Source organism: Pseudomonas sp. DVZ6 (assembly GCF_024259445.1).
In the GTDB taxonomy this organism is placed as follows: Bacteria; Pseudomonadota; Gammaproteobacteria; order Pseudomonadales; family Pseudomonadaceae; genus Aquipseudomonas; species Aquipseudomonas peradeniyensis.
The window spans coordinates 99,646-122,025 of the sequence record NZ_JANCLM010000008.1; the positions used below are offsets into that span (position 1 = coordinate 99,646).

General features: G+C 66.3%; 19 protein-coding genes. 8 read left to right on the forward strand and 11 right to left on the reverse strand.

Annotated features, from left to right (window positions below):
* Positions 1-20: 20 nt before the first annotated feature.
* A complete protein-coding gene (locus tag NMG10_RS06855) occupies positions 21-671 on the reverse strand; it encodes an N-acetyltransferase (protein WP_203646864.1) in 651 nt (216 codons plus the stop codon).
* A 163-nt stretch (positions 672-834) separates the two neighbouring features.
* Here NMG10_RS06855 and xthA point away from each other — a divergent pair, with 163 nt between their 5' ends.
* The 5 genes from xthA (at position 835) to NMG10_RS06880 (ending at position 8,554) form a co-directional block, all read left to right on the forward strand.
* Entirely contained in the window at positions 835-1,647 is an 813-nt protein-coding gene (gene xthA / locus NMG10_RS06860; RefSeq protein WP_254464044.1) for an exodeoxyribonuclease III, read from the forward strand.
* A gap of 420 nt (positions 1,648-2,067) precedes the next feature.
* Complete coding sequence (locus tag NMG10_RS06865) at positions 2,068-2,946, forward strand: formylglycine-generating enzyme family protein (RefSeq protein WP_203646865.1); 879 nt, start codon at positions 2,068-2,070, stop codon at positions 2,944-2,946.
* A 130-nt stretch (positions 2,947-3,076) separates the two neighbouring features.
* Positions 3,077-4,741 (forward strand): cyclic peptide export ABC transporter, encoded by a 1,665-nt coding sequence (locus tag NMG10_RS06870; RefSeq protein WP_254464045.1) that lies wholly within the window; start codon positions 3,077-3,079, stop codon positions 4,739-4,741.
* Positions 4,742-4,971: 230 nt separating this feature from the next.
* On the forward strand, positions 4,972-7,416 hold the full coding sequence (locus NMG10_RS06875; protein ID WP_050705626.1) for a TonB-dependent receptor: 2,445 nt from the start codon (positions 4,972-4,974) through the stop codon (positions 7,414-7,416).
* Between the two features lie 130 nt (positions 7,417-7,546).
* Complete coding sequence (locus NMG10_RS06880) at positions 7,547-8,554, forward strand: GlxA family transcriptional regulator (protein WP_203646867.1); 1,008 nt, start codon at positions 7,547-7,549, stop codon at positions 8,552-8,554.
* A gap of 108 nt (positions 8,555-8,662) precedes the next feature.
* Here NMG10_RS06880 and NMG10_RS06885 read toward each other — a convergent pair whose 3' ends face one another.
* Positions 8,663-9,208, reverse strand: coding sequence for a thioredoxin family protein (locus NMG10_RS06885; RefSeq protein WP_254464046.1), 546 nt, complete (start codon positions 9,206-9,208; stop codon positions 8,663-8,665).
* On the reverse strand, positions 9,198-9,473 hold the full coding sequence (locus tag NMG10_RS06890; RefSeq protein ID WP_203646871.1) for a DUF2790 domain-containing protein: 276 nt from the start codon (positions 9,471-9,473) through the stop codon (positions 9,198-9,200). The genes NMG10_RS06885 and NMG10_RS06890 overlap by 11 nt, the downstream gene beginning before the upstream one ends.
* Before the next feature lie 219 nt (positions 9,474-9,692).
* Between NMG10_RS06890 and NMG10_RS06895 the strand changes: the two genes are divergently transcribed.
* Together NMG10_RS06895 and NMG10_RS06900 are read left to right on the forward strand one after the other, a co-directional pair.
* Complete coding sequence (locus NMG10_RS06895; protein ID WP_050705623.1) at positions 9,693-10,433, forward strand: response regulator; 741 nt, start codon at positions 9,693-9,695, stop codon at positions 10,431-10,433.
* On the forward strand, positions 10,430-11,716 hold the full coding sequence (locus NMG10_RS06900) for a HAMP domain-containing sensor histidine kinase (RefSeq protein ID WP_254464047.1): 1,287 nt from the start codon (positions 10,430-10,432) through the stop codon (positions 11,714-11,716). The genes NMG10_RS06895 and NMG10_RS06900 overlap by 4 nt, the downstream gene beginning before the upstream one ends.
* Positions 11,717-11,732: 16 nt before the next feature.
* Here the strand turns inward: NMG10_RS06900 and NMG10_RS06905 are convergent, their stop codons facing one another.
* From NMG10_RS06905 to NMG10_RS06940, 8 genes are all read right to left on the reverse strand, one after another.
* Positions 11,733-14,807: an error-prone DNA polymerase gene (locus NMG10_RS06905; protein ID WP_254464048.1), complete on the reverse strand. Its 3,075-nt coding sequence runs from the start codon at positions 14,805-14,807 to the stop codon at positions 11,733-11,735.
* Complete coding sequence (locus NMG10_RS06910; RefSeq protein ID WP_254464049.1) at positions 14,804-16,222, reverse strand: DNA polymerase Y family protein; 1,419 nt, start codon at positions 16,220-16,222, stop codon at positions 14,804-14,806. Before NMG10_RS06910 ends, NMG10_RS06905 begins: the two co-directional genes overlap by 4 nt.
* Before the next feature lie 6 nt (positions 16,223-16,228).
* Entirely contained in the window at positions 16,229-16,849 is a 621-nt protein-coding gene (gene imuA, locus NMG10_RS06915) for a translesion DNA synthesis-associated protein ImuA (RefSeq protein ID WP_232855234.1), read from the reverse strand.
* On the reverse strand, positions 16,849-17,466 hold the full coding sequence (gene lexA / locus NMG10_RS06920) for a transcriptional repressor LexA (RefSeq protein WP_254464050.1): 618 nt from the start codon (positions 17,464-17,466) through the stop codon (positions 16,849-16,851). Before lexA ends, imuA begins: the two co-directional genes overlap by 1 nt.
* 61 nt (positions 17,467-17,527) lie before the next feature.
* Positions 17,528-19,126 carry a hypothetical protein gene (locus tag NMG10_RS06925; RefSeq protein WP_254464051.1) on the reverse strand — a complete coding sequence of 533 codons (1,599 nt, stop codon included), beginning with the start codon at positions 19,124-19,126 and terminating at the stop codon, positions 17,528-17,530.
* Positions 19,127-19,129: 3 nt separating this feature from the next.
* A complete protein-coding gene (locus NMG10_RS06930; protein WP_203646878.1) occupies positions 19,130-19,891 on the reverse strand; it encodes a hypothetical protein in 762 nt (253 codons plus the stop codon).
* Positions 19,892-20,052: 161 nt separating this feature from the next.
* Positions 20,053-20,580: a thioesterase family protein gene (locus tag NMG10_RS06935; RefSeq protein WP_198743174.1), complete on the reverse strand. Its 528-nt coding sequence runs from the start codon at positions 20,578-20,580 to the stop codon at positions 20,053-20,055.
* A 268-nt stretch (positions 20,581-20,848) separates the two neighbouring features.
* Positions 20,849-21,259, reverse strand: a complete 411-nt coding sequence (locus tag NMG10_RS06940) for a thioesterase family protein (protein WP_203646880.1) — start codon at positions 21,257-21,259, stop codon at positions 20,849-20,851.
* Between the two features lie 450 nt (positions 21,260-21,709).
* Here NMG10_RS06940 and NMG10_RS06945 point away from each other — a divergent pair, with 450 nt between their 5' ends.
* Entirely contained in the window at positions 21,710-22,375 is a 666-nt protein-coding gene (locus NMG10_RS06945) for an HAD family phosphatase (RefSeq protein ID WP_254464052.1), read from the forward strand.
* The last annotated feature ends 5 nt before the right edge of the window (positions 22,376-22,380 follow it).

Sequence of the window (22,380 nt, forward strand, 5' to 3'; positions counted from 1 at the left end):
GGGCTGTCGGCAAACGCCTGTCACAGGTTCGCCACCCTGGATGAACGGGGATTGGGGTGGAAGAACACCCGCTCCCTGATCGGTCCCACCGCGATCTCGCCGATTTCTTCATAACCCTGGCGTTGGTAGAACGCCAGGTAGTGCGCATTGCCGGTATCCAGCACCACGCCCTCGGTGTTGGCGTCCTCCGCGCACCAGTCGTGCACGGCCTGCAGCAGTTGCTCCCCATAGTGCTGGCCCTGGAACTGCGGGTGCACGCCCAGCAGCGGCAGGACGTGGACATTGTCGCCCGGCAGGCAGCCGGCCAGCGCGGCCTGGTAGTCCAGGTAGCGCCGGGTACAGCGCAGGCCGGTGCCGAGGATCATGCGCAGGCGCCAGGCCCAGCTGTCGGCCACGCCCAGGCGCCGCTGCGGCGGCACGATCAGCGCCAGGCCGACCAGGCGGTCCTCCAGCAGCAGGCCGATCGCCGGCAACTGCAGATAGAAGTGCTGGCGCACCCATTCGCGCACCATCACCCGCAGGCGACGCTCGTAGCCGGGGCGCTGGCCCTCGAACAGCCAGGCGAAGGTCGGCTCGTGGCGATAGGCATGGTAAAGCAGCGAACGCGCCTCACGGGCGTAGCCGGCGTCGAGCAGACAGGTGCGGGCCGGGGCGGCGATGACGTCGGGCATTGCGGGCAGTCCTCCTGGAATGGGCTTACAGTGCCTTGGAGCCAGATTCCGGCGCTGGGTTCACCTCCTCCAGCACGTTAGCAGTGCCCGCCGCGCGGCGCCATGCTGGCCGTGGCCGGCGATGTCGGCTAGCATCCGTGGCTTTTACCAGGATCATCTTTCCATGAAGATCGTCTCGTTCAACATCAATGGCCTGCGCGCCCGTCCGCACCAGCTGGCGGCGCTGATCGACAAACACCAGCCGGACGTGATCGGCCTGCAGGAAACCAAGGTCAGCGACGATCAGTTCCCGTTGGCCGACGTCGAGGCGCTCGGCTACCACGTGCACTACCACGGCCAGAAGGGCCACTACGGGGTCGCCCTGCTCTCGCGCCAGGCGCCGCTGTCGTTGTTCAAAGGCTTTGCCAGCGATGAAGAGAACGCCCAGCGTCGTTTCATCTGGGGCACCTTCGCCGATGCCGACGGCACGCCGATCACCGTGATGAACGGTTACTTCCCCCAGGGGGAGAGCCGCGACCACCCCACCAAGTTCCCGGCCAAGCAGCGCTTCTACAGCGACCTGCAGGCCCTGCTCGAAGGGCAGTTCAAGAATGACCAGCCCGTCGTGGTGATGGGTGACCTGAACATCTCGCCCCAGGACTGCGACATCGGCATCGGCGCGGACAACGCCAAGCGCTGGCTGAAGACCGGCAAGTGCAGCTTCCTGCCCGAGGAGCGCGAGTGGATGGAGCGGCTCAAGGGCTGGGGCCTGGTCGACAGCTTCCGTCACCTGCACCCGGAGGTGGCCGACCGCTTCAGCTGGTTCGACTACCGCAGCCGCGGCTTCGAGGACGAGCCCAAGCGCGGCCTGCGCATCGACCTGATCATGGCCTCCCAGGGCTTGCTGCCACGGGTCAAGGCCGCCGGGGTCGACTATGAGCTGCGGGGGATGGAGAAGCCTTCGGACCATGCGCCGATCTGGCTTGAGTTGGGTTGAGTTGAGGCGCTAGCGCTTGACTGTAGCCTTGCAGCGCTCTCGAGATCGAGCGCCGCCCGCGCGGCGCATCGCGGCGCAAGGCCGCTCCTACATCTGTTTCGGGCCAGTCAATCCTGTGCCATTACCTGGTCCGCCTTGTTGGTCCGACGCGGTTCCAGCGTGGGCACCGCTGCCGCTTCACCTGCCTCAAGGCATGCACCAAGGCGGGCGCCGCCTCACTCTCAGGCATAACTGGCCCGAAACAGATGTAGGAGCGGCCTTGCGCCGCGATGCGCCGCGCGGGCGGCGCTCGATCTGATAGGCGCCACACCTCTCCCGCCAAACACTTGTTACAACCCACCCTTAAACATCGCCTCGTTCATTTCGTTCATCAGCACGAACTCCCGCTGTCTGCCCAGCAACCCTGAACAAGGCTTCCCCATGACCGCACCCCTGAACCGCCTCACCCTGGCCGCCCTGCTGGTCGCCTGCAGCCTGCCGGCCCTGGCCGCGGCGCCCGCGCACAAACCCGGCACGGTGTTCCGCGACTGCGCCAAGACCTGCCCGGAAATGGTGGTGCTGCCCGCTGGCAGCTTCATGATGGGTACCCCGAATGACGAGAAAGGCCGCCAGGACGACGAAGGCCCGCTGCACCAGGTGACCTTCAAGAAGGCCTTTGCCGTCAGCCAATACCAGATCACCAACGGCGAATGGAAAGCCTACCTCAAGGCCAGCGGTTACAAGGTCCCCAACGGCGACACCCGCCCGGGCCGCGAATGCATCGCGGGCGTGCCGCGCTACCAGCAGGGTGACCGCCAACCCGCCGTGTGCCTGAACTTCCACGAGGCCGAGGCCTACGCCTCGTGGCTATCGAAGAAGACCGGCAAGGTCTACAAGGTGCTCAGCGAATCCCAGCGCGAATACGCCGTGCGCGGCGGCAGCACCGGGCCGTTCCCCTTCCCCCTCGATGACAACGACGAGCAGAAGTACCAGATCTCCAAGCACGCCAACACCTACGGCCCCACGGACGGCTTCTCCTTCACCTCGCCCGTCGGCAGCTTCCCACCCAACGCCTTCGGCGTCTACGACGGCCACGGCAACGTCTACGAGTGGACCCGCGACTGCTACGTCGACAGCTACGCCACCGCCCCCACCGATGGCAGCCCGCAGACCAACAGCAGCGAATGCGAGGACCGCCGGGTGATCCGCGGCAACGACTACACCGAGGCGCCGATCTTCTCCCGCTCGGGCAACCGCAACGAACGCAGCTCCACCCTGCGCGGCGACTGGATCGGCTTCCGTGTCGCCCGCGAGCTCTAAGCCCTCCCCACTTCCGGCGCCCCTGGCGCCGGATCCGCCTCGCCACTAAATCCGCGCAAAACCCTCTCGTCTACCAAGATCAGGGCCTGGTCCGCCGCCCTGCGCCAACGAATACTCACGAGATGACTCCATGACGTCCAAGACCCCCAGCCTCGCCCAGGAAACCCTGCGGATACTCAAGCCGTTCTGGATGCTGGTCGCGCTTTCGGCGGCCCTCGGCGTGGTCAGCGGCCTGAGCGTCACCGCCCTGCTGGCCACCATCAACAGCGCGATGAACGCCGTGGGCGGGCCGGACACCCGCACCGCCCTGCTGTTCGGTGGCCTGTGCCTGCTGACCCTGGCCTGCTCCACCGGCTCGAACCTGCTGACCAACTACGTCGGGCAGAAGGTGGTGGCGCGCCTGCGCCGCGAACTGGCCGCCAAGGTGCTGGTGGCGCCGATCGCACAACTGGAGCGCTACCGCGCCCACCGCCTGATCCCGGTGCTGCTCAATGACGTCAGCACCATCAGCGCCTTCGCCCTGTCAGTGGCGCCGATGGTCATCGCCTTCACCGTCACCCTCGGCTGCCTGTCCTACCTGGCGCTGCTGTCCTGGCAGATCCTGCTGGTCACCGTGCTGACCGTGGTGGTCGGCACCGGCGCGCAGTTCCTCGCCCATCGCCACGGCATGAAGAACATCCTTACCGCGCGCAACAACGAGGACGAGCTGCAGAAGCACTACCAGGCCCTTTCCGGCGGCGCCAAGGAGCTGCGCATCCAGCGCCAGCGCCGCCAGCATATGCACGACCAGCTGATCCACGGCGCCACCGAACGCATCTGCAAGGCCAACATCCGCGCGGCGAACATCTTCGTCAGCGCCGAGACCTTCGGCTCGATGCTGTTCTTCGCGGTGATCGGCATCGCCATCGCCTTCCAGGCCCTGTGGCCGAGCACCGACAAGACCGTGCTGGGTGGTTTCGTGCTGGTGATGCTGTACATGAAGGGGCCGCTGGAACAGCTGATCACCAACCTGCCGAGCATCAGCCGGGCACAGATCGCCCTGCGCCGGATCGCCGAACTGTCCCAGCGCTTCTCCTCGCCCGAACCGCACCTGCTGGTCAGCGACCGCGCGCCACAGGTGACAGAGGTCGCCTCCATCGAACTGCGCCAGCTGCGCTATGACTACCCTCAGGTCGAAGGCAGCCAGCCGTTCCACCTGGGCCCGGTGGACCTGACCATCCGCCAGGGCGATATCGTCTTCATCGTCGGCGAGAACGGTTGCGGCAAGACCACCCTGATCAAGCTGCTGCTGGGCCTGTATACCCCGCAACAGGGCGAGGTCCGCCTCAACGGCGAGGCGGTCACACCGCAGCGCCTGGACGACTACCGCCAGCTGTTCACCACCATCTTCGCCGACTACTACCTGTTCGACGAACCGCTGCCGGGCCTCGCCGAGCTGCCGCCGGAGGCCGCCAAGTACCTCGAACGCCTGGACATCGCCCACAAGGTCGGGATCCGCGACGGCAGCTTCACCACCACCGACCTGTCCACCGGCCAGCGCAAGCGCCTGGCGCTGATCAACGCCTGGCTCGACCAGCGTCCGGTGCTGGTGTTCGACGAGTGGGCCGCCGACCAGGACCCGGCCTTCCGCCGGGTGTTCTACACCGAGCTGCTGCCGGAGCTGAAGCAGCAGGGCAAGACCATCATCGTCATCTCCCACGACGACCGCTACTTCCCGGTGGCCGACCAGCTGGTGCGCATGCACAGCGGCAAGATCCTGGTCGAACGCAACCAAGAACCGGCCCTGCCCGCCTGACCCCTCCCCCACGGGCGGTGGCCCTGTCACCGCCCGCGCCGCTTAAATTCCCCGCCGCACCGCTCGTTCCCCTATTGCCGCACGCTGAATCAACCCTGCCTACAGGGAAGTCGCAGGTCACGCCTCTACCAACCGCAATAATTATTTTTCCGGTTTTGGCATTCGCATGCGTCCTACTCGCAACGGAATAATTTTCATTTACTTTGCGTACCTTGAGCCAGAGCATAAAAATGCCAATACCAGCCAACACCCTGACCCCTTTGAGCAAAGCGCTGATGCTGCGCCGGATGCTGCGCTCCTCGCCGGCCATGGCAACCCTCGGCCTCGCCCTGTCCCTGCCGCTGGCCGCCCAGGTGCAGGCCCAGGAGCAGGACTTCGACATCCCGGCCCAGTCGCTGGCCAGCGCCCTGCAAGAGCTGGGTCGCCAGGGCAACCTGCAGGTGCTGTTCAGCCCGGAAACCGTCCAGGGCCTGCGCAGCAGCCCAGTCAAGGGCCGCTTCTCGCCAACCCAGGCAGCTGGGGAGCTGCTCAGGAACAGCGGGATTCGCTACAGCGTGCAGGACAACACCCTGATCATCAGCGGCGCGGCGGAGTCCGGCTCGGCCATGACCCTGGACGCCACCACCATCAACGGCCAGGTGCTCGGCGCCACCACCGAGGGCAGCAACTCCTACACCACCGGTGCGGTGACCATCGGCAAGACCGCGCAATCGCTGCGTGAAACCCCGCAGTCGGTGACCGTGGTCACCCGCAAGCTGATGGACGACAAGAACCTGGTCTCGCTGGACCAGGTGATGGCCCAGACCACCGGTATCACCCGCGCCAACCGCGGCTACGGCAACCACCACTTCAGCTCCCGTGGCTTCGACCTCACCGACGAAAGCTACATGGTCGACGGCGTGCCCGGGCAGGCCTACGCCTACACCGGCTGGATGACCCCGGACATGGCGATCTTCGACCGCGTCGAAGTGCTGCGCGGTGCTTCCGGCCTGCTGGTCGGCGCCGGCAACCCGGGCGGCGCGGTGAACCTGGTGCGCAAGCGCCCGACCGCCGACCCGCGCTTCACCGTGATCACCCGCGCCGGTTCCTGGGACAACTATCGCCTGGACCTGGATGCCAGTGGCCGCCTCAACCCCCAGGGCACCCTGCGCGGGCGCATGGTCGCCTCCTATGAGGACCGCGGCTACTTCACCGACGTCACCAAGTCCAAGCGGCCACTGCTGTACGGGATCGTCGAGGCCGACCTGAACGACGCCACCACCGTCGCCCTGGGCCTGCGCCGCCAGACCTCGCGCATCGACGGCTACAGCGTGCTGGGCATCCCCAACAACCCCGATGGCAGCAACCCGCACCTGAAGCGCTCGACCTACCTGGGCCAGGACTGGACCAAGCTGCAGACCGACATGGACGAGGTGTTTGCCGACCTCACCCACCGTTTCAACGACAACTGGACCGCCAAGCTGGCGCTGTCCCATTCCGAGGGTGGCTACAACCGCAGCGCCATCGAGTGGGGCGCGCGGGAAACCCTGGAGTACAACGCTCCCGGCGGTCCGACGGTCAACACCGTCAGCTATCACAAGTTCGATGTGACCTCCAATGCCGTCGACGGCCACCTGGACGGCACCTTCGAGGCCTTCGGCCTGACCCACCAGTTGACCCTCGGCGCCAACTGGTCCAAGCGCAAGATGAACGACAAGGACAACACCATCGCGCTACCGAGCCCTATCCCGCTCAATGTGTTTGATCCCGACCACAGCAATATCCCCGAGCTGCAGCGTAACGGCTGGAAGTCCATGGACGACACCATCGACACCCGCTACGGCACTTACCTGAGCGCCCGCCTGCACGCGACCGAAGACCTGAGTTTCGTCCTCGGTGGCCGCCTGAGCTGGTACAAGAACGAAGCCTGGAACGGCCCAAAGGTGACGACCAGTCGCCAGGATGAAGAGTTCACGCCCTTCGTCGGTGCGATCTACGACCTGAACGACCAGTGGTCGTGGTACGCCAGCTACGCCGACATCTTCCTGCCGCAGTCCAACTACCGTACCGTCAGCGGCAGCGTGCTGGATCCATCCGTCGGCTCGAACTACGAGACCGGTATCAAGGGTGAGCTGTTCGACAAGCGCCTGAACGTGTCCTTCGCCGTGTTCTACATCGAGCAGGAAGACGTAGCCCTGCAGGATACGGCCAACCGCGGCAAGTGCCCGACCGACCCGGCCGGCCGCTGCTGGACCAACGGCGATGGCATCAACCGCAGCAAGGGCTTCGAAGCCGAGGCCACCGGCGAACTGCTGCCGGGCCTGCAGGTCGCGGCCGGCTATACCTACAACACCACCAGTTCGTCCGAGGGCGGCCCGATCTCGGCGCAGACCCCGAAACACATGGTGCGCGTGAACACCAACTACACCTTCCCGGGTGAATGGAACCGCCTGAGCGTCGGCGGTGGCGTCTCGGCGCAGAACTCCTACGTCGATGCCTACAACGAGGCGTACAACAGCGGCCGTGCGATCTTCGACGCCCGCGCCGCCTACAAGCTCGACGAGCACTGGACCGTCGGCGTCGACGTCGAGAACCTGTTCGACCGCAAGTACTTCGACTCCATGGGCTACTGGACCCGCGGCACCACCTACGGCACCCCGCGCAGCTACATGTTCACCCTGCGCGGCGACTTCTAAGTCCCGCGTTGCATGACCGGCGCCCCCTCTCGAGGGGGCGCTGTGCTTTCAGCGCCAGCGAGCGCCGCTGTTGTCTTTCCCCGCGTCCCGCCGCACACTCGTGCGCGCCAGCCAGGAAGCGGAGTCCGCAGTGCCCACGCCACGCCAGTTCAGCAAGAAGACCAGCACCAGCAACATGCTGCGGCTCAAGTCCGGCGATGCCGGCAACCAGCGCCCCTACCGCGTCGACTTCGTCCTGCTCGAGCATTTCTCCATGGCCAGTTTCACCGTGGCGATGGACGTGCTGGTCACCGCCAACCTGCTGCGCACCGACAGCTTCACCTCCACCCCGCTGTCCCTGGCGGGCGATCGCGTGCTCAGCGACCTGGGCCTGGAACTGGTGGCCAGTCCGCTGGCGCCGCGCAGCCTGCAGGACCTCGACCTGCTGGTGATCTGCGGCGGCCTGCGCACACCCTTGAAATACCCCGACCTCGACCGCCTGCTGGGCGATTGCGCCAGCCACGGCATGACCCTCGGCGGGCTGTGGAACGGCGCCTGGTTCCTCGGCCGCGCCGGGGTGCTCGACGACTATGGTTGCAGCGTGCACCCCGAGCAGCGCGCCAGCCTGGCCGAGATCAGCCCGCAGACACGCATCACCCCGGCCAGCTTCACCCTCGACCGCGACCGCCTGAGCGCCGCCAGCCCCAACGGCGCCATGGAGCTGATGCTCGGGCTGGTGCGGCGGCTGTACGGCGATGCCCTGGCCGAAGGCGTCGAGGAGATCCTGTCGTTCTCGGGGGCGCGGTATCGCCAGGTCGGACCGGGGGCGAAGAAGTCCATGAGCCTGCACCTGCGCACCATCGTCGAGCTGATGGAGAACAACCTCGAGGAGACCCTGAGCCTCGACCAGCTGGCCACCTACTCCGGGCGTTCCCGGCGGCAGATCGACCGCCTGTTCCAGGCCCAGCTGGGCACCTCGCCCCGGCGCTACTACATGGAACTGCGCATCACCAAGAGCCGGCGCCTGCTGCAGTATTCGGATCTGTCGGTGATGGAGGTGGCGGTGGCCTGCGGGTTCGTCTCGGTCTCGCACTTCAGCAAGTGCTATGCGGCGTATTTCGGCTATCCGCCGTCACGGGAGCAGCGGCTCGGGGAATGATGTTGCCTGGGCCGGCCCTATCGCGGGGCAAGCCCGCTCCCACGCTATCACTGCACGGACGGCGTGGGAGCGGGCTTGCCCCGCGATAGGGCCGAAACGGACAACAGATCAACCCGGCTCATTCAACAACGCCTGAATCACCCCCTCCTGCCCCGCATAATCCCCCTCGCCAAAGTGCACATGGCGCACCTGCCCCTTGCGATCGACAAAGTAATGCGCCGGCCAGAACTGGTTGCCCCAGGCGTTCCAGATCCGGTAGCCATTGTCCACCGCCACCGGGTAGGCGATGCCCAGTTGCTGCACCTGGGCCCGGACATTGTCCAGGTCGTGCTCGTAGTCGTACTCCGGCGTATGCACCCCGACCACCACCAGCCCCTGCTCGCCGTAGCGCCGCGCCCAATCATTGACATGGGGCAGGCTGCGCCGACAGTTGATGCAGTCGTAGGTCCAGAAGTCCACCAGCACCACCTTGCCCTTGAGCGCGGTGCCATCCAGCGGCGGCGAGTTGAGCCACTGCTCGGCCCCCGCCAGCGACGGCATGGGGCCGTAGCTGTCCCTGGCCAGCAGGTGGCCGGCCAGGCCCAGCCCGAGCAGGGCCAGGGCCACGCCGCCGGCCTTGAGCAGGCAGCGCTTGCCGCGCGCCTCAGTTGTCATGGCAGCCACTGGTGGCGTATGAGCGGTACTCGACACTCTGCGGCTTGCCCTGGGAGTCGAGGTAGTCCATGCGAGTCTTCACCGGCCCGCAGGTGGTGCCTGGCTCATCCTTCACCGACAGCACTTTCTTCACATCCAGCCGGTCGCCGTAGCGGTATTGCATCACGCTGGCGTCGTTCAGCGAGCTGCTGCTGGCCTGGGCCGTCAGGGCGCCGAGGCCGAGGACGGCAAACAGGGCGGCGCTGGCGAGGGTCTTGAGGTTCATGGCGTGTCTCCTTATGCGGATTCTGGTTTGGGAAGGCTTTACTCCCCGGTCGAGAGCCATTTCACGCCTGCCAGGTATCGCGCATGTGTCCGGCCAGGGGCCGCCGTGCTTCTTCCTGTATCTGTGTCGCCAGCAGATACACTGCAATACAAACCCGGGCAGGCAAGCCCGGATCCACTCGGTACACTGCGCCCATTCCCCACGTACAAGGACACCCCGATGGAACACGCCGATCACATCCTGATCGTCGACGACGACCGCGAGATCCGCGAACTGGTCGGCAACTACCTGAAGAAGAACGGCCTGCGCACCAGCATCGTCGCCGATGGCCGGCAGATGCGCGCCTTCCTGGAAAACAACGCCGTCGACCTGATCGTCCTCGACATCATGATGCCCGGCGACGACGGTCTGCTGCTGTGCCGCGAACTGCGCGCCGGCAAGCACCGCAACACGCCGGTGCTGATGCTCACCGCGCGCAACGACGAGACCGACCGCATCATCGGCCTGGAGATGGGCGCCGACGACTACCTGACCAAGCCGTTCTCCGCCCGCGAGCTGCTGGCGCGGATCAACGCCGTGCTGCGCCGCACGCGCATGCTGCCGCCGAACCTGACCATCAGCGAGAGCAGCCGGCTGATCGCCTTCGGCCCATGGCGGCTGGACACCACCGCCCGCCACCTGCTCGACAACGAAGGTACCCTGGTGGCGCTGTCGGGGGCCGAGTACCGCCTGCTGCGGGTGTTCCTCGACCATCCGCAGCGGGTGCTCAGCCGCGAGCAACTGCTTAACCTCACCCAGGGCCGCGAGGCGGACATCTTCGACCGCTCCATCGACCTGCTGGTCAGCCGCCTGCGCCAGCGCCTGGGCGACGACGCCCGCGAGCCGACCTGTATCAAGACCGTGCGCAGCGAAGGCTACGTGTTCTCGCTACCGGTGCAGTTGCTGGAGTCGCCGGCATGAAATGGCCGCGCACCCTGGCCTCGCGCCTGGCCCTGATCTTCTTCACCGGGCTGGTGCTGGCCTATGGCCTGTCGTTCAGCCTGCAGGCCTACGAACGGTACGTCAGCAGCCGCTCGATGATGCTCAGCAACCTGGAGCTGGATGTCTCGACCTCGGTGGCCATCCTCGACCGCCTGCCCGCCGCCGAGCGCCCGGCCTGGCTGTCACGCCTGGAGCGGCGTACCTACCGCTACCGGCTGGACGGCGGCCTGCCCGGCGAAGCCATGCCCAGCGCCGACCCGCCGATGGCCGCCGAGTCCATCGTCAAGGCCATTGGTGACCGCTACGCCCTGACCTTCCAGGAAATCCCCGGCCCCAACGCGCACTTCCAGGCTCACCTGCGCCTGGCCGACGGCGCGCCGCTGACCATCGATGTCACCCCCGCCGCCGTGCCGGTGGCCACCTGGCTGCCGGTGGTGCTGCTGATCCAGCTGGCGGTGCTGCTGGCCTGCACCTGGCTGGCCGTGCGCCTGGCCATCGGCCCGCTGACCCGCCTGGTCCAGGCGGTGGACAACCTCGACCCGAACAGCCCTGGCCCGCAGCTCGACGAGAGCGGCCCGCGCGAGGTGCGCTACGCCGCCGTGGCCTTCAATGCGCTGCAGGCGCGCATCGGCGCCTACCTCAAGGAGCGCATGCAGCTGCTCGCCGCCATTTCCCACGACCTGCAGACGCCGATCACGCGCATGAAGCTGCGGGTCGAGCAGATGGACGACGGCCAGGAGAAGGACAAGCTGGCGCACGACCTGGACGCCATGGAGCACCTGGTGCGCGAAGGCGTGGCCTATGCCCGCAGCATGGACAGCGGCACCGAGGCGCCATGCCGGGTCAACCTCGACGCCTTCCTCGACTCCCTGGTATTCGACTACCAGGACAGCGGCGCCCGGGTGGACCGCCACGGCAGCGCCCAGGCGACCCTGCAAACCCGTCCCCATGCCTTGCGCCGGGTGCTGGTGAACCTGGTGGACAATGCCCTCAAGTTCTCCGGCGCCGCGCAGCTGGAGGTGGGCTGCGAGAACGGCGTGACCCTGATCCGCGTGCTCGACGATGGCCCGGGCATCCCCGAGGCGGAACTCGACGACGTGCTCAAGCCGTTCTACCGGGTCGAGGGTTCGCGCAACCGCAGCACCGGCGGTACCGGGCTGGGGCTGGCGATCGCCCAGCAACTGACCCAGGCCATGGGCGGCAGCCTGACCCTGCGCAACCGTGCCGAAGGGGGACTGTGCGCGCAGGTCGAGCTACGCTGAGGTCCAGCATTACCTGTTAGTGAAAATCTCGACTGCGTACATCCAGCCCCTGCAACAAGGGGCTGATGTCCTCCAGTCGTCGGGCGATCAGGTGGCGCACCCCGCTCTCCTGCTCCAGGCGCCCGCTCACCTTGAGCAATTTCGAGCCCACCAGCGCCCGCCGCTGGCGCTCGGCCAGGTCGCGCCAGACCACCACGTTGACCATGCCGTGCTCATCCTCGAGAGTGACGAAGGTCACGCCACTGGCGGTCTGCGGACGCTGCCGGCCGACCACGATGCCGGCCACGGCAATCGTGTCGCCATGCTCGACCCCCGCCAGTTCCGTCGAGCTGCGACAACCCAGCGCCCGCAAGCGAGAACGCAGCAGGGTCAACGGATGCGGACCGAGGGTGGTGCCCAGGCTGTCGTAGTCGGCGGCCAGGTCCTCGGCGACACTCGGCAGCGGCAACGACACCGCCTGCTCGAACACAGGTTCGACCTCGGCAAACAGCGGCAACTGCGCCTGCACCGCCGCCACCTGCCAGCGCGCCTGGTGGCGGTCACCGGCCAGCCCGCGCAAGGCCCCGGCATCCGCCAGGCGCGCACGGGCCCGAGCATCGAGCCCGGCACGCAGGCACAGGTCCTCGACATCGCGCCACGAACGCTGTGCCCGCGCCTGCGCCAGGCGGCGGGCATCGTCTTCAGCGAAGCCACGGATCTGGCGCAGCCCCAGGCGGATGGCCAGCGCGCCCTCGCCCACGGCTTCCAGGGTGCAGTCCCAGTCGCTATGGAACACATCCACCGGGCGCACGTCGATCCCTTGGCGGCGGGCCTCCTGCAGCAGCTGGTCGGGGCTGTAGAAGCCCATCGGCCAGCTGTTGACCAGCGCGCAGGTGAAGATCGCCGGCTCATGGCACTTGAGCCAGCTGCTGGCATAGCACAGCAGGGCGAAACTGGCGGCGTGGGACTCGGGGAAGCCGTAGCTGCCGAAACCCTTGATCTGCTCGAAGATGCGCTCGGCGAAGGCCAGTTCGTAGCCATTGCGCAGCATGCCCGCGACCAGCCGCTCGCGGTGCGGCTCCAGCCCGCCATGGCGCTTCCAGGCGGCCATGCTGCGGCGCAACTGGTCGGCCTCGCCCGGGCTGTAGTCGGCGGCGACCATGGCCAGCTCCATCACCTGCTCCTGGAACAGCGGCACGCCCAGGGTGCGCTCGAAGACCGCCTTGAGCTTTTCCGAAGGATAGGTGACCGGCTCCTGCTCGAGCCGGCGGCGCAGGTACGGGTGGACCATGTCGCCCTGGATCGGCCCGGGACGGACGATGGCCACCTCGATCACCAGGTCGTAGAACTTCACCGGCTTGAGCCGGGGCAGCATGGCCATCTGTGCCCGCGACTCGATCTGGAACACGCCCATGGTCTCGGCGCGGCCGATCATGGCGTAGGTGGCCGGGTCCTCCTTGGGCAGGGTCGCCAGCGTGTACTCGCGTCCCCGGTGCCGGGCGATCAGGTCGAAACAGCGGCGCAGGGCGCTGAGCATTCCCAGCGCCAGCACATCGACCTTGAGCAGGCCGACCATGTCCAGGTCGTCCTTGTCCCACTGGATCACCGTGCGCTCGGCCATCGCCGCGTTCTCCACCGGCACCAGCCGGTCCAGCGGCTGCTCGCAGATGACAAAGCCGCCTGGATGCTGTGACAGGTGCCGGGGAAAGCCGATCAGCTCCCCCGCCAGCACCAGGATGCGCCGCAGGGAGGGGCTGTGCGCATCAAAGCCGGCCTCGGCCAGGCGCCCGGCATCGGGGATGCGATCACTCCAGCGCCCGCAGCACTTGGCCAGGGCGTCCACCTGGTCGGTCGGCAGGCCGAGCACCCGGGCCACGTCGCGTACCGCACCAGCGGCGTGATAGCTGCTGACCACGGCGGTGAGTGCCGCGCGGTGTCGGCCATAGCGGCGGAACACGTACTGGATCACCTCTTCACGGCGGTCATGCTCGAAGTCCACGTCGATGTCCGGCGGCTCGTTGCGCTCGCGGGAGAGGAAGCGCTCGAACAGCAGGCGATGCTCCATGGGGTCGAGCTCGGTGATGCCGAGGACGAAACACACCACCGAGTTGGCCGCCGAACCGCGCCCCTGGCAGAGGATGCGCTGGCGGCGGGCGAAGGCGACGATGTCGTGGACGGTCAGGAAGTAACTCTCGTAGCCCAGCTCCTCGATCAGTGCCAGCTCCCGCTCCAGCACCGTGCGCACCTTGTCGCTCGGCCCGTGGGGCCAGCGCTCGGGCAGGCCGCGCCGGCACAGTTCGCGCAACCAGCTGGCCGGGGTCTGCCCTTCGGGCACCAGCTCCCGCGGGTACTGGTACTTCAGCTGCGACAGGTCGAAGGTGCAGCGCCCGGCAACCTGGGTGGTCTGCGCGAGCAAGTCGGCGGGGTACAGCTCGCGCAGCTGGTCGAGCGAGCGCAGGTGGCGCTCGCCGTTGGCGAACAGGAAGCGCCCCGCCTCGGCGACTGCGCAATGTTCGCGGATGGCCGTCATGCAGTCCTGCAGCGCCCGCCGCCCGCGCACATGCATGTGCACATCGCCGCAGGCCACCAGCGGGATATCCAGTCGTGCCCCAAGGGCGCGCAGCTGCGCCAGGCGCTGCGTGTCGTCGGCCCCGCGGTGCAGGTGCACCGCCAGCCACAGGCGCTCGCCGAACAGCGGCCGCAACCAGGCCGCGGCGCCATCGTCGGGCTCGGCCACCCACAGCGCCAGCAGGCCCTGGTGGTGGGCCTCGAGGTCCTCGGCGAGCAACTGGTAGCTGCCCTTCTCCGAACGCCGACGGGCGCGGGTGATCAGCGCGCAGAGGTTCTGGTAGCCGACAAGGTCCTCCACCAGCAGGACCAGCTTCGGCCCCTGGTGCACCCGCACCTCGCTGCCGACGATCAGCTTCAGCTGATGCTGCTTCGCTGCCTGCCAGGCCCGGACAATCCCCGCCAGCGTGCATTCGTCGGTGATCGCCAGGGCCTGGTAGCCCTGCTCGCGGGCACGGCGGAACAGTTCGTCGGCACTGGAGGCGCCGCGCTGGAAACTGAAGTTCGACAGGCAGTGCAGCTCTGCATACTCAAGGCTGCTCATGCGAACCAGCCTTGCAGCCAAAGCGGCCCCGGAGCCGCCAGGTCACGGAAGGCCCAACCGCGCAGGCCGTCGCGGGTCTCGATACGGTAGTAGTCACGGCGCACGTCGCCACCGTCCCACCAGCCGGACTCGATGCGCTCGGCCTGCCCCAGCAGTTGCAGGCCGGTCTCGCTCAAGAGCTGGGGTGTGGGCAGCAGCCAACCGGGACGACGACCAGGGGCCATCACCCGTTGGCCCTGGGCGCCCTGCTCCACGCCTTGCCAGGCGCACTCGGGGCGATGGTCGGCTTCGGCGCGCAGGCCCCTGACCGCCTCGTCACCGAGCCGCGCCCGCAGCCGTTCGCGCAGCTGCTCCCAGGGCTGGGCCTGCTGAGCCCGCGGGTCGAACAGCGCCTGGCGTTGGGGCACGAATGGCGGCAGGTCGGCGGCCAACAGGCGCAGGTTGCGTACCGGCGCCGGGATACGCAGCGGCTCCAGGCGACCACGGGCCAGCTCGAACAGCAGCGAGGCGTCACGCTCGGCGGCCAGCAGGCCGACCTTGAGCACGGTGTCCGCACCTTCGGCGTGCTCCAGGTGCAGCTCGAAACGCTGCACGCCGCAGTCGCGCCCCGCAAGGAAGGCCGCCAGGTCGGTGACAAGGCGGCGCAAGGGGAACAGCAGCGCCTGATGCGACTCGACGTCGAAATTCAGCTCCAGCCGCGCCTCGAAACGATCGGGCGGCTGGTAGAAGTCCAGCCCCAGGTTGCGCAGGCCGAGCAGCTGGTCCAGGTGCAACTGCACCTGGACACTGAAACGCCTGGCCAAGGCATCGCGCGGCAATGCCAGCACCTGCCCGAGCCGCTGCAGGCCCATGCGGGCGAAGGCCTCGGCCGCTTCGGCGGGCAGGCCGACACGCTCGACGGGCATCTCGAGCAAGGCGGCGCGGGTGGCCTGCGGGCAGGTCAGCGCCAGGCCGTCATGGCCATTGGCGAGCATCCTCGCCGCCACCGGATTGCTGGCCACGACAATGCGCTGGCGCAGCCCCAATGCCGCCAGTTCCTCGCGCAGGCGGGCCTCGAACAGCGGCCAGGGGCCGAACAGCTGCAGGCTGGAGCCCACCTCCAGCAGCAACGCCCGCGGATAGTGCAGGCTGACCTGGGCGCTGAAGCGGTAGGCCCAGGCTGCCAGCAACTGCTGCAACTGCTCGATGCGCGCCGGCTCGACCTCGACGCAGGTGAAACCGTCAGCCAGGGCGCGGGCGGCGGTCAGCGTCTGCCCGGCGCGCAGGCCCAGCTCACTGGCCGCCGGGTTGACCGCCCGCAGCACGCGGCGCTGGAGCGGCCCGCCGAGCAGCACCAGCGGCGCCTCGGGGTCGTCGCGTTCGCGCAGGACGGTGTCCAGCGCCAGCTGTGGCAACAAAATGCAGGCCCAGAGCATGGCGCATCACTCCCGTCCCTGGCAGGCGATGGGCGTGGCCGGCGCCAGGCCGCCCCGGCACTTGAGCACGCGCCACTGCGCCGGACGCAGGTCGAGGGCGATGCGCAGGGCGGCGGGTGATGGGTTCAGCGCGGCCTGGTGCGGGCGACAGGCAAACGCCAGCGCGTCGCCGGTCTCCGCGGCCACCTGCAGACGCCGCAGGGCACGGTCGTCGGCGTACCCTGGCCAGCACAGCACGGCGGCGCAACTGCCCGAGCGCAGGCACTGCTCGGCCGCCCACAAGGCATCGGCCGCCTCGGCGTCAACCTGCACCAGCCAGCGCAGGTCGACGCCAGCGGCCTGCCAGGCCGGCGCGTAGGGAATGAACGGCGGCGCCACCAGCACCACCCGCTGCCCCTCCCCGGTCAACCGGGCGAGTGTCGGCCAGAGCAGTTGCAGCTCACCGCAGCCGGGGCTGGCCAGCAGCAGCTCGCTCAGTGCCGCCGCCGGCCAGCCACCTTCCGGCAGACGATGGTCGAGGCTGGCATGCCCGGTGGGTTGCAGGCCCTGCGCACGCGCCTGGGCCTGCCGTCCACGCCATACCTGGCGCTGGTCGAGCAGTCGGTCGAGTTCGACCACGGCGCCCATCAGTCACGCCTCAGCAGGCCGCAGAACACGCCTTCGATGAAGAACTCGCGCCCGGGGCTCACGTCGATGGGGGCATAGGCCGGGTTGCGCGGCAGCAGGCGATAACCGTCGTGGGTGCGCTGCAGGCGCTTGATGGTCACCTCGCCGTCGAGCCGGGCGACCACGATCTGCCCGTCACGGGCCTCGCCCTGCTGGCGGATGCCGACCAGGTCGCCGTCGAAGATGCCGTCATCGATCATCGAATCGCCGCGCACCTTGAGCAGGTAGTCGGGGGTGCGCCGGAACAGGCTGGGGTCGAGCAGCAACTGCTCGTGGATATCGAGGTCGGGGCCGATCGGCGCACCGGCGGCGACCTGGCCAAGTACCGGGATCTCGAGGATCTCGGGCCGGCGCAGGGGCTCGGCCAGGCGGATGCCACGCGCCTGGTTGGGCGTGACGTCGATGAACCCGGCCTGGCTCAGGGCAGTGATGTGCTTGCGCGCCACGCTGCGCGAGGCGAAACCGAAGCGCTCGGCGATGTCGGCCAGCGACGGTGGCTGGCCTTGATCGGTGATGCGCTCGCGGATGAACCCGAGGATGGCGCGGCGTTTGGGGGATAAAGTGTCCATGGAGTACATTTGTACTCTTTTTTCAAAACACTGAACAGTCCCCTTCGTCGCCGTCCCTCCCCGCCCTGCTTCAGTAGCGAATGGACAAGGCGATCGCCTCGTTCGGGGTCTGGTGTTTGTCCAGCAGGCCCAGCACCTCTTTCTTCAACTGCTCCTGCCGGTCGATCAGCGCCAGGTCGCGGAACTTGTAGTCCAGGTCGGCATAGCTTTCCGACACGCCGGCATTGAGGTGGTTCTTGCCGAAGGTGTGCACAATGTGCTTGGACTTCCAGATGTCGTACTGGCTGAACACCTGGTCCTGCGGCAGGTGCCTGGCGACCGAGAACGGCACCCGGGTCAGCAGGCAGTAGTTCATCTTGTACTTGTGGAACTGGTAGTGCTCCAGGGAGTGGACGAACGACACGTACCAGATATAGGTGGCGATCACCTCGATGTTGAAGGCCTTGTCGCCGGGATGGCACGGCAGGTTGACGTAGCGGCACAGCTCGGCGACCCAGTTGTTGATGTAAGGCTCGGAGCCGTCGCGCAGCAGGTCGTCGTAGCTGGCCGAGACGAACTTCAGCACCGCCGCGTAGTAGTCGCGGTACTGGGCGTTGAGCGCGTGCTGGCCATTGAGGTACTGGTCGAACGGGATGGCGAACCTGATCTCGAACTTCTGGGTCAGCGCCTGGTCCTCGGTCTCGCGCTTGTTGTACATGTTCAGGGCGTTTTCATAACCGACCTTGTAGAAGGTCTGCGCCGAGTAATAGCCGATGCAGCTGTAGAGGAACTTGTCGGCGATGCCGGTGGTTTCGCGCAGCGACAGCGGCGACTCCTTGAACTGGTGGTTGAGCATCAGGATGTAGGCGGTATGCGGGTCCATCAGCTTGTGGAAGTTCGACTCCCTGGGCACCAGGTTGAACAGGAACGCCGCGCCCATTTCGGCGAAGAACAGATGGTGGTGCAGGTGCGCGCCGAGGATGAAGAACACCATGGTGTTGGACATGAAGTACACCTTGGCCAGGTCCCAGTGCGGCTCGCCCGGGCCGACGCTGAAGCCGTCGCGCAGGGTGATGCGCATGCTGTCGGCGGCAAAATCCTCGGCGATGGCGATGCTGGCCACGTCGAACACCGAGCTGGACAGGCGGATCTCGCGGGTGAAGTCACGCATGTCGAAGGTCGACACGCCATCGACCGTCTGCAGGTAGTGGGTGATCTGCGACGACATCAGGAACACCCGCAGGTCCTCGTCCGAGATGGCCGTCGGTTGCGGGAACTGGCCCAGCGGCACCTTGTAGTAGTCGCGGTTGGCCTTGATGATCGACTGGATGTAGTTGTGGTAGACCTTGTCCTTTCTCCAGCGATAGACCAGCTCGGCGGGCAGCTTTTTCGGGATGTAGCCCATGTGGTAGTCGGTGCCCGGGATCGGCGTGCTTTCCATCGAGATGGAATCGCGGTTGTAGTGGCGGTAGCCGAAGTAGCGAGGCAGCAGCCATTTCAACTGGACCCACTTCCAGGCCAGGAAGCTGGTGCCGAGGTTGATCGCGTACAGCGCCAACAGCAGCGGCACGAATTTCACGTAGTAAAGGCCCACGTACACATGCTTCAACGGCTCGGCGCGGGTCTTGCTCATCAGGATGATCACGGGACTGACGGTGATGAAAAACGCCAGCAGGATGACTTCCAACATGCTTCAAACTCCTTGTTCGATCGCTTTGTTCTTGTTGCGGCTTGCGCCGTAGCTGTACAGGCAGGCGCCTGTGAAAATCACGTTGGCCACGCTCCAGGCGAGGGCCGCGTCGGGGCTGTACCAGTTCGTCAGGTCGAAGGCCGGCAGGTTCATCAACGGTGTGTCGCCGGCGAGCGTGCGCACGAACAGGTAAAAACCAAAGGTGTAGGCACGGGCCTGGAAGTACAGATCCGAGCGGCGCAGGAGCAAGGCGTAGGCCACCGGTGCCAGCAACAGCGGCAGGGCGTAGCCGAAGGTGGTGATCCGTGCCGAGTACAGGAAGCACAGGTTCCAGGTGGTGTAGAGGTAGGGCCAGTAGGCAGGGACATGCACCACGAAATCACTGTGACGGCCAGAGATCTCCCAATGCTTGCGCGAGTACGGCAGGCAGACGATCAGGCCCACGGCGGCGACGATGTTGAGGATGTTTCCGGTCTGCCAGTCGATCACCGAGGCTTCGATGATGTTCAGCACGATCACCACGTAGATGAGCTTGTAGATGAAGCCTTCGATCCTTGGCTTGTAGCGGGCATAGGCCAGGAAGCACATGGGCAGCAACACACTGATGGTCTTGATGCGCATGAACAGGTTGGCGTTGGGCACCAGCAGCGCCGGCAGCGACAGGACGAAGAAGGTCAGGCCCACCAGGCGGTAGCGCCTGAACAGCTCGGCGACCAGCAGGAAGGCGGCGAAAAAGGCCAGCATCAACAGCAAGGTGTTCGACATGAGGTGTTTCCCTACTCATTCATGGATCGACGTGCGGCGCGAACGCCGGGCACGGCAAAGCCTGCCGCGCACGCCCCGGGCCAGAGGCCGGGTACAGTGGAGCAATGGACAGGCGTTGCAGGTATCAGGTGGTTGGCTAGAGGGCCGCGGCGCGGCCTGGCTCAGGCCTTGCCGAGGACGTGCGCTTCAGCCTCCAGCCACTTCTTCACGGCTTCGGGCATCGGCGCGGTGGTGGGCTGGACCTTGAGCTTCTCGGCGATCACCGCATTGGCGACCAGGCCCTTGCGACCGACCCAGGCGCCTTTGGAGTAGCCGGTCACGACCACTTCGCCAGCCATGTTCAAGAAGCTGTACTGGAAGTAGGTCCAGTTTTCGTCGAGGCAGCAGATGCTGAATTCGGCGGTATACTTCTCGAACATGGAAAGTTGCTTCTTGTAGACAACCAAGTTGCCACCGAGCATCGGCTTCCAGCCCAACTTGAAGGCCGGAATGAGGATTTTCGCGCGCAGGCAAAGTTCCAGCATGAACAAGTCGGCGATGGTCATGTAACGACCATTGTTCATGTGTTTGTTGATGTCGATATCGTTCGGCCAGACCCGCAGCGTGCGGTGCAGCGTGTCGGTCAGGGCCATGGGCGGCTTGAAGAAACCGCGCAGGACAGCCAGCAACAGGCGGATGTACAGATTCATCCGGTTATCCCTCCCTAGGATTTTTATTATCGTTCCCTGTCAAGCCAGCCGTTGATGCGTCGGCTGGCGGCAAGCGGCGCATTGCAGGCCTGCTTGTTTGCTTCGTAGCGGTGGCGAAACTAACAGCTTTCCCCAAGAGCAACCAGTGGCCAACACCTTAATTGGTCGAAAAACGCCAACTGAATAACCGGTCACGTTCGGACTTTATATCCGGTTAATGCTGAAACGTTTGTTCTTTTATTGGAAAACTATTCGTCGCGGTGTCCCGCTAGTCCATGTGCTCGCACAACGCCTGGCGCAATGCCTCGGGCACTGCAACCGGCTGCATGCTCTCGGGGCAGACGCACACCTGGGTCATGCTGGCGCGAAAGCAAACCTGGCCGTCGGCGCCGCGCGCCTCCACGGCGAAGCTGAATGATGTGGTACCAGGCTCACCACTGCTGACCTGCACGCTGATCAGGTCGCCCCAGGTCATGGGCGCCAGGAATTCGATGGACAGGGCCCGCGCCGGCGGCATCACGCCCATGGCGAACAAGGTGCGCAGACCTTCGCCGCCAAGGCGGTGGGAGAGAAACTCATGAATCGCCTCGATGACGAAATAGGAGATGCGCGGCGTATAGACGATCCCCGCAGGATCGCAGTCGCCAAACAGAACTTTCCTGGTAGTGACAAAAGGCATGGCGTTATGTGCTCCGTGCTGGGAATGCCTGGCCGCTCATACTAACGTACAAACGGCTGGCATCTTTGCTGCCCACCACTCCCAAGCCATGCACCAAGGCAGGCAACCATGGCCTGACAGGTTCGGCACGTTGCAACAAATGTAGGAGCAACTGTCTTGCTGAGATTTTTCAACCGGCATGATCTCTGTAGGAGCGGCCTTGTGTCGCGAAAGGGCCGCAAAGCGGCCCCGGCGATCTTTGCGACAACGCTGAAATCCCGGGGCTGCTTCGCAGCCCTTTCGCGACTCAAGGCCGCTCCTACAGGTTGGCGTAGTACCTGTGAGCCTTGCGTCGCGATGCGCCGCGCGGGCGGCGCTCCCGCCGAGCACCTCGAACGCCCCCAGCCAAGTGCATTTCCCACCCCTGATCCCTTATGATGCTGAATGGTTTCTCCACCCTCAGGATGCCCGATGCTGACCGCCCTGCTGTTCGACCTCGATGGGACCCTCACCGACACCGACACCTTGCACCTGCAAGCCTTTCGCCAGCTGCTGTTCGACCATGACGGCCGCGAGCTGACCCAGGAGCAGTTCAACACTCAGGTCAGCGGTCGCTCCAACGGCCTGCTGTTCGCCGAACTGTTCCCCCAGGCCGATGCCGCCAGCCGCCAGGCCCTGGCCGAACGCAAGGAAGCGCTGTTCCGCGAACTGTCACCGACCCTGGCGCCGATGCCCGGCCTGTTGCGCCTGCTGGATCACGCCACGCGGCATGGCATCGGCATGTGCGTGGTGACCAACGCGCCCCGCCTGAACGCCGAGCACATGCTCGGCGCCATGGACCTGGCCACGCGTTTCGAGCATGTGCTGATAGCGGACGAGCTGGCGCGCCCCAAACCCGACCCCCTGCCCTACCTCACCGGCCTGCAGCGCCTGGACGCCAAGGCCGGACAGGCACTGGCATTCGAGGACTCGCTGCCAGGCGTCAAGGCCGCCGTCGATGCCGGCATCTTCACCGTCGGGCTGGCGACCACACAGCCCGCCGAGCGGTTGCTGGAAGCCGGGGCAAGGCTGGTGGTCGACGACTATGACGACCCGCGGTTGTGGGACCTGGTCGAGCGAATGCAGTTTGCTGGCTGATTGTC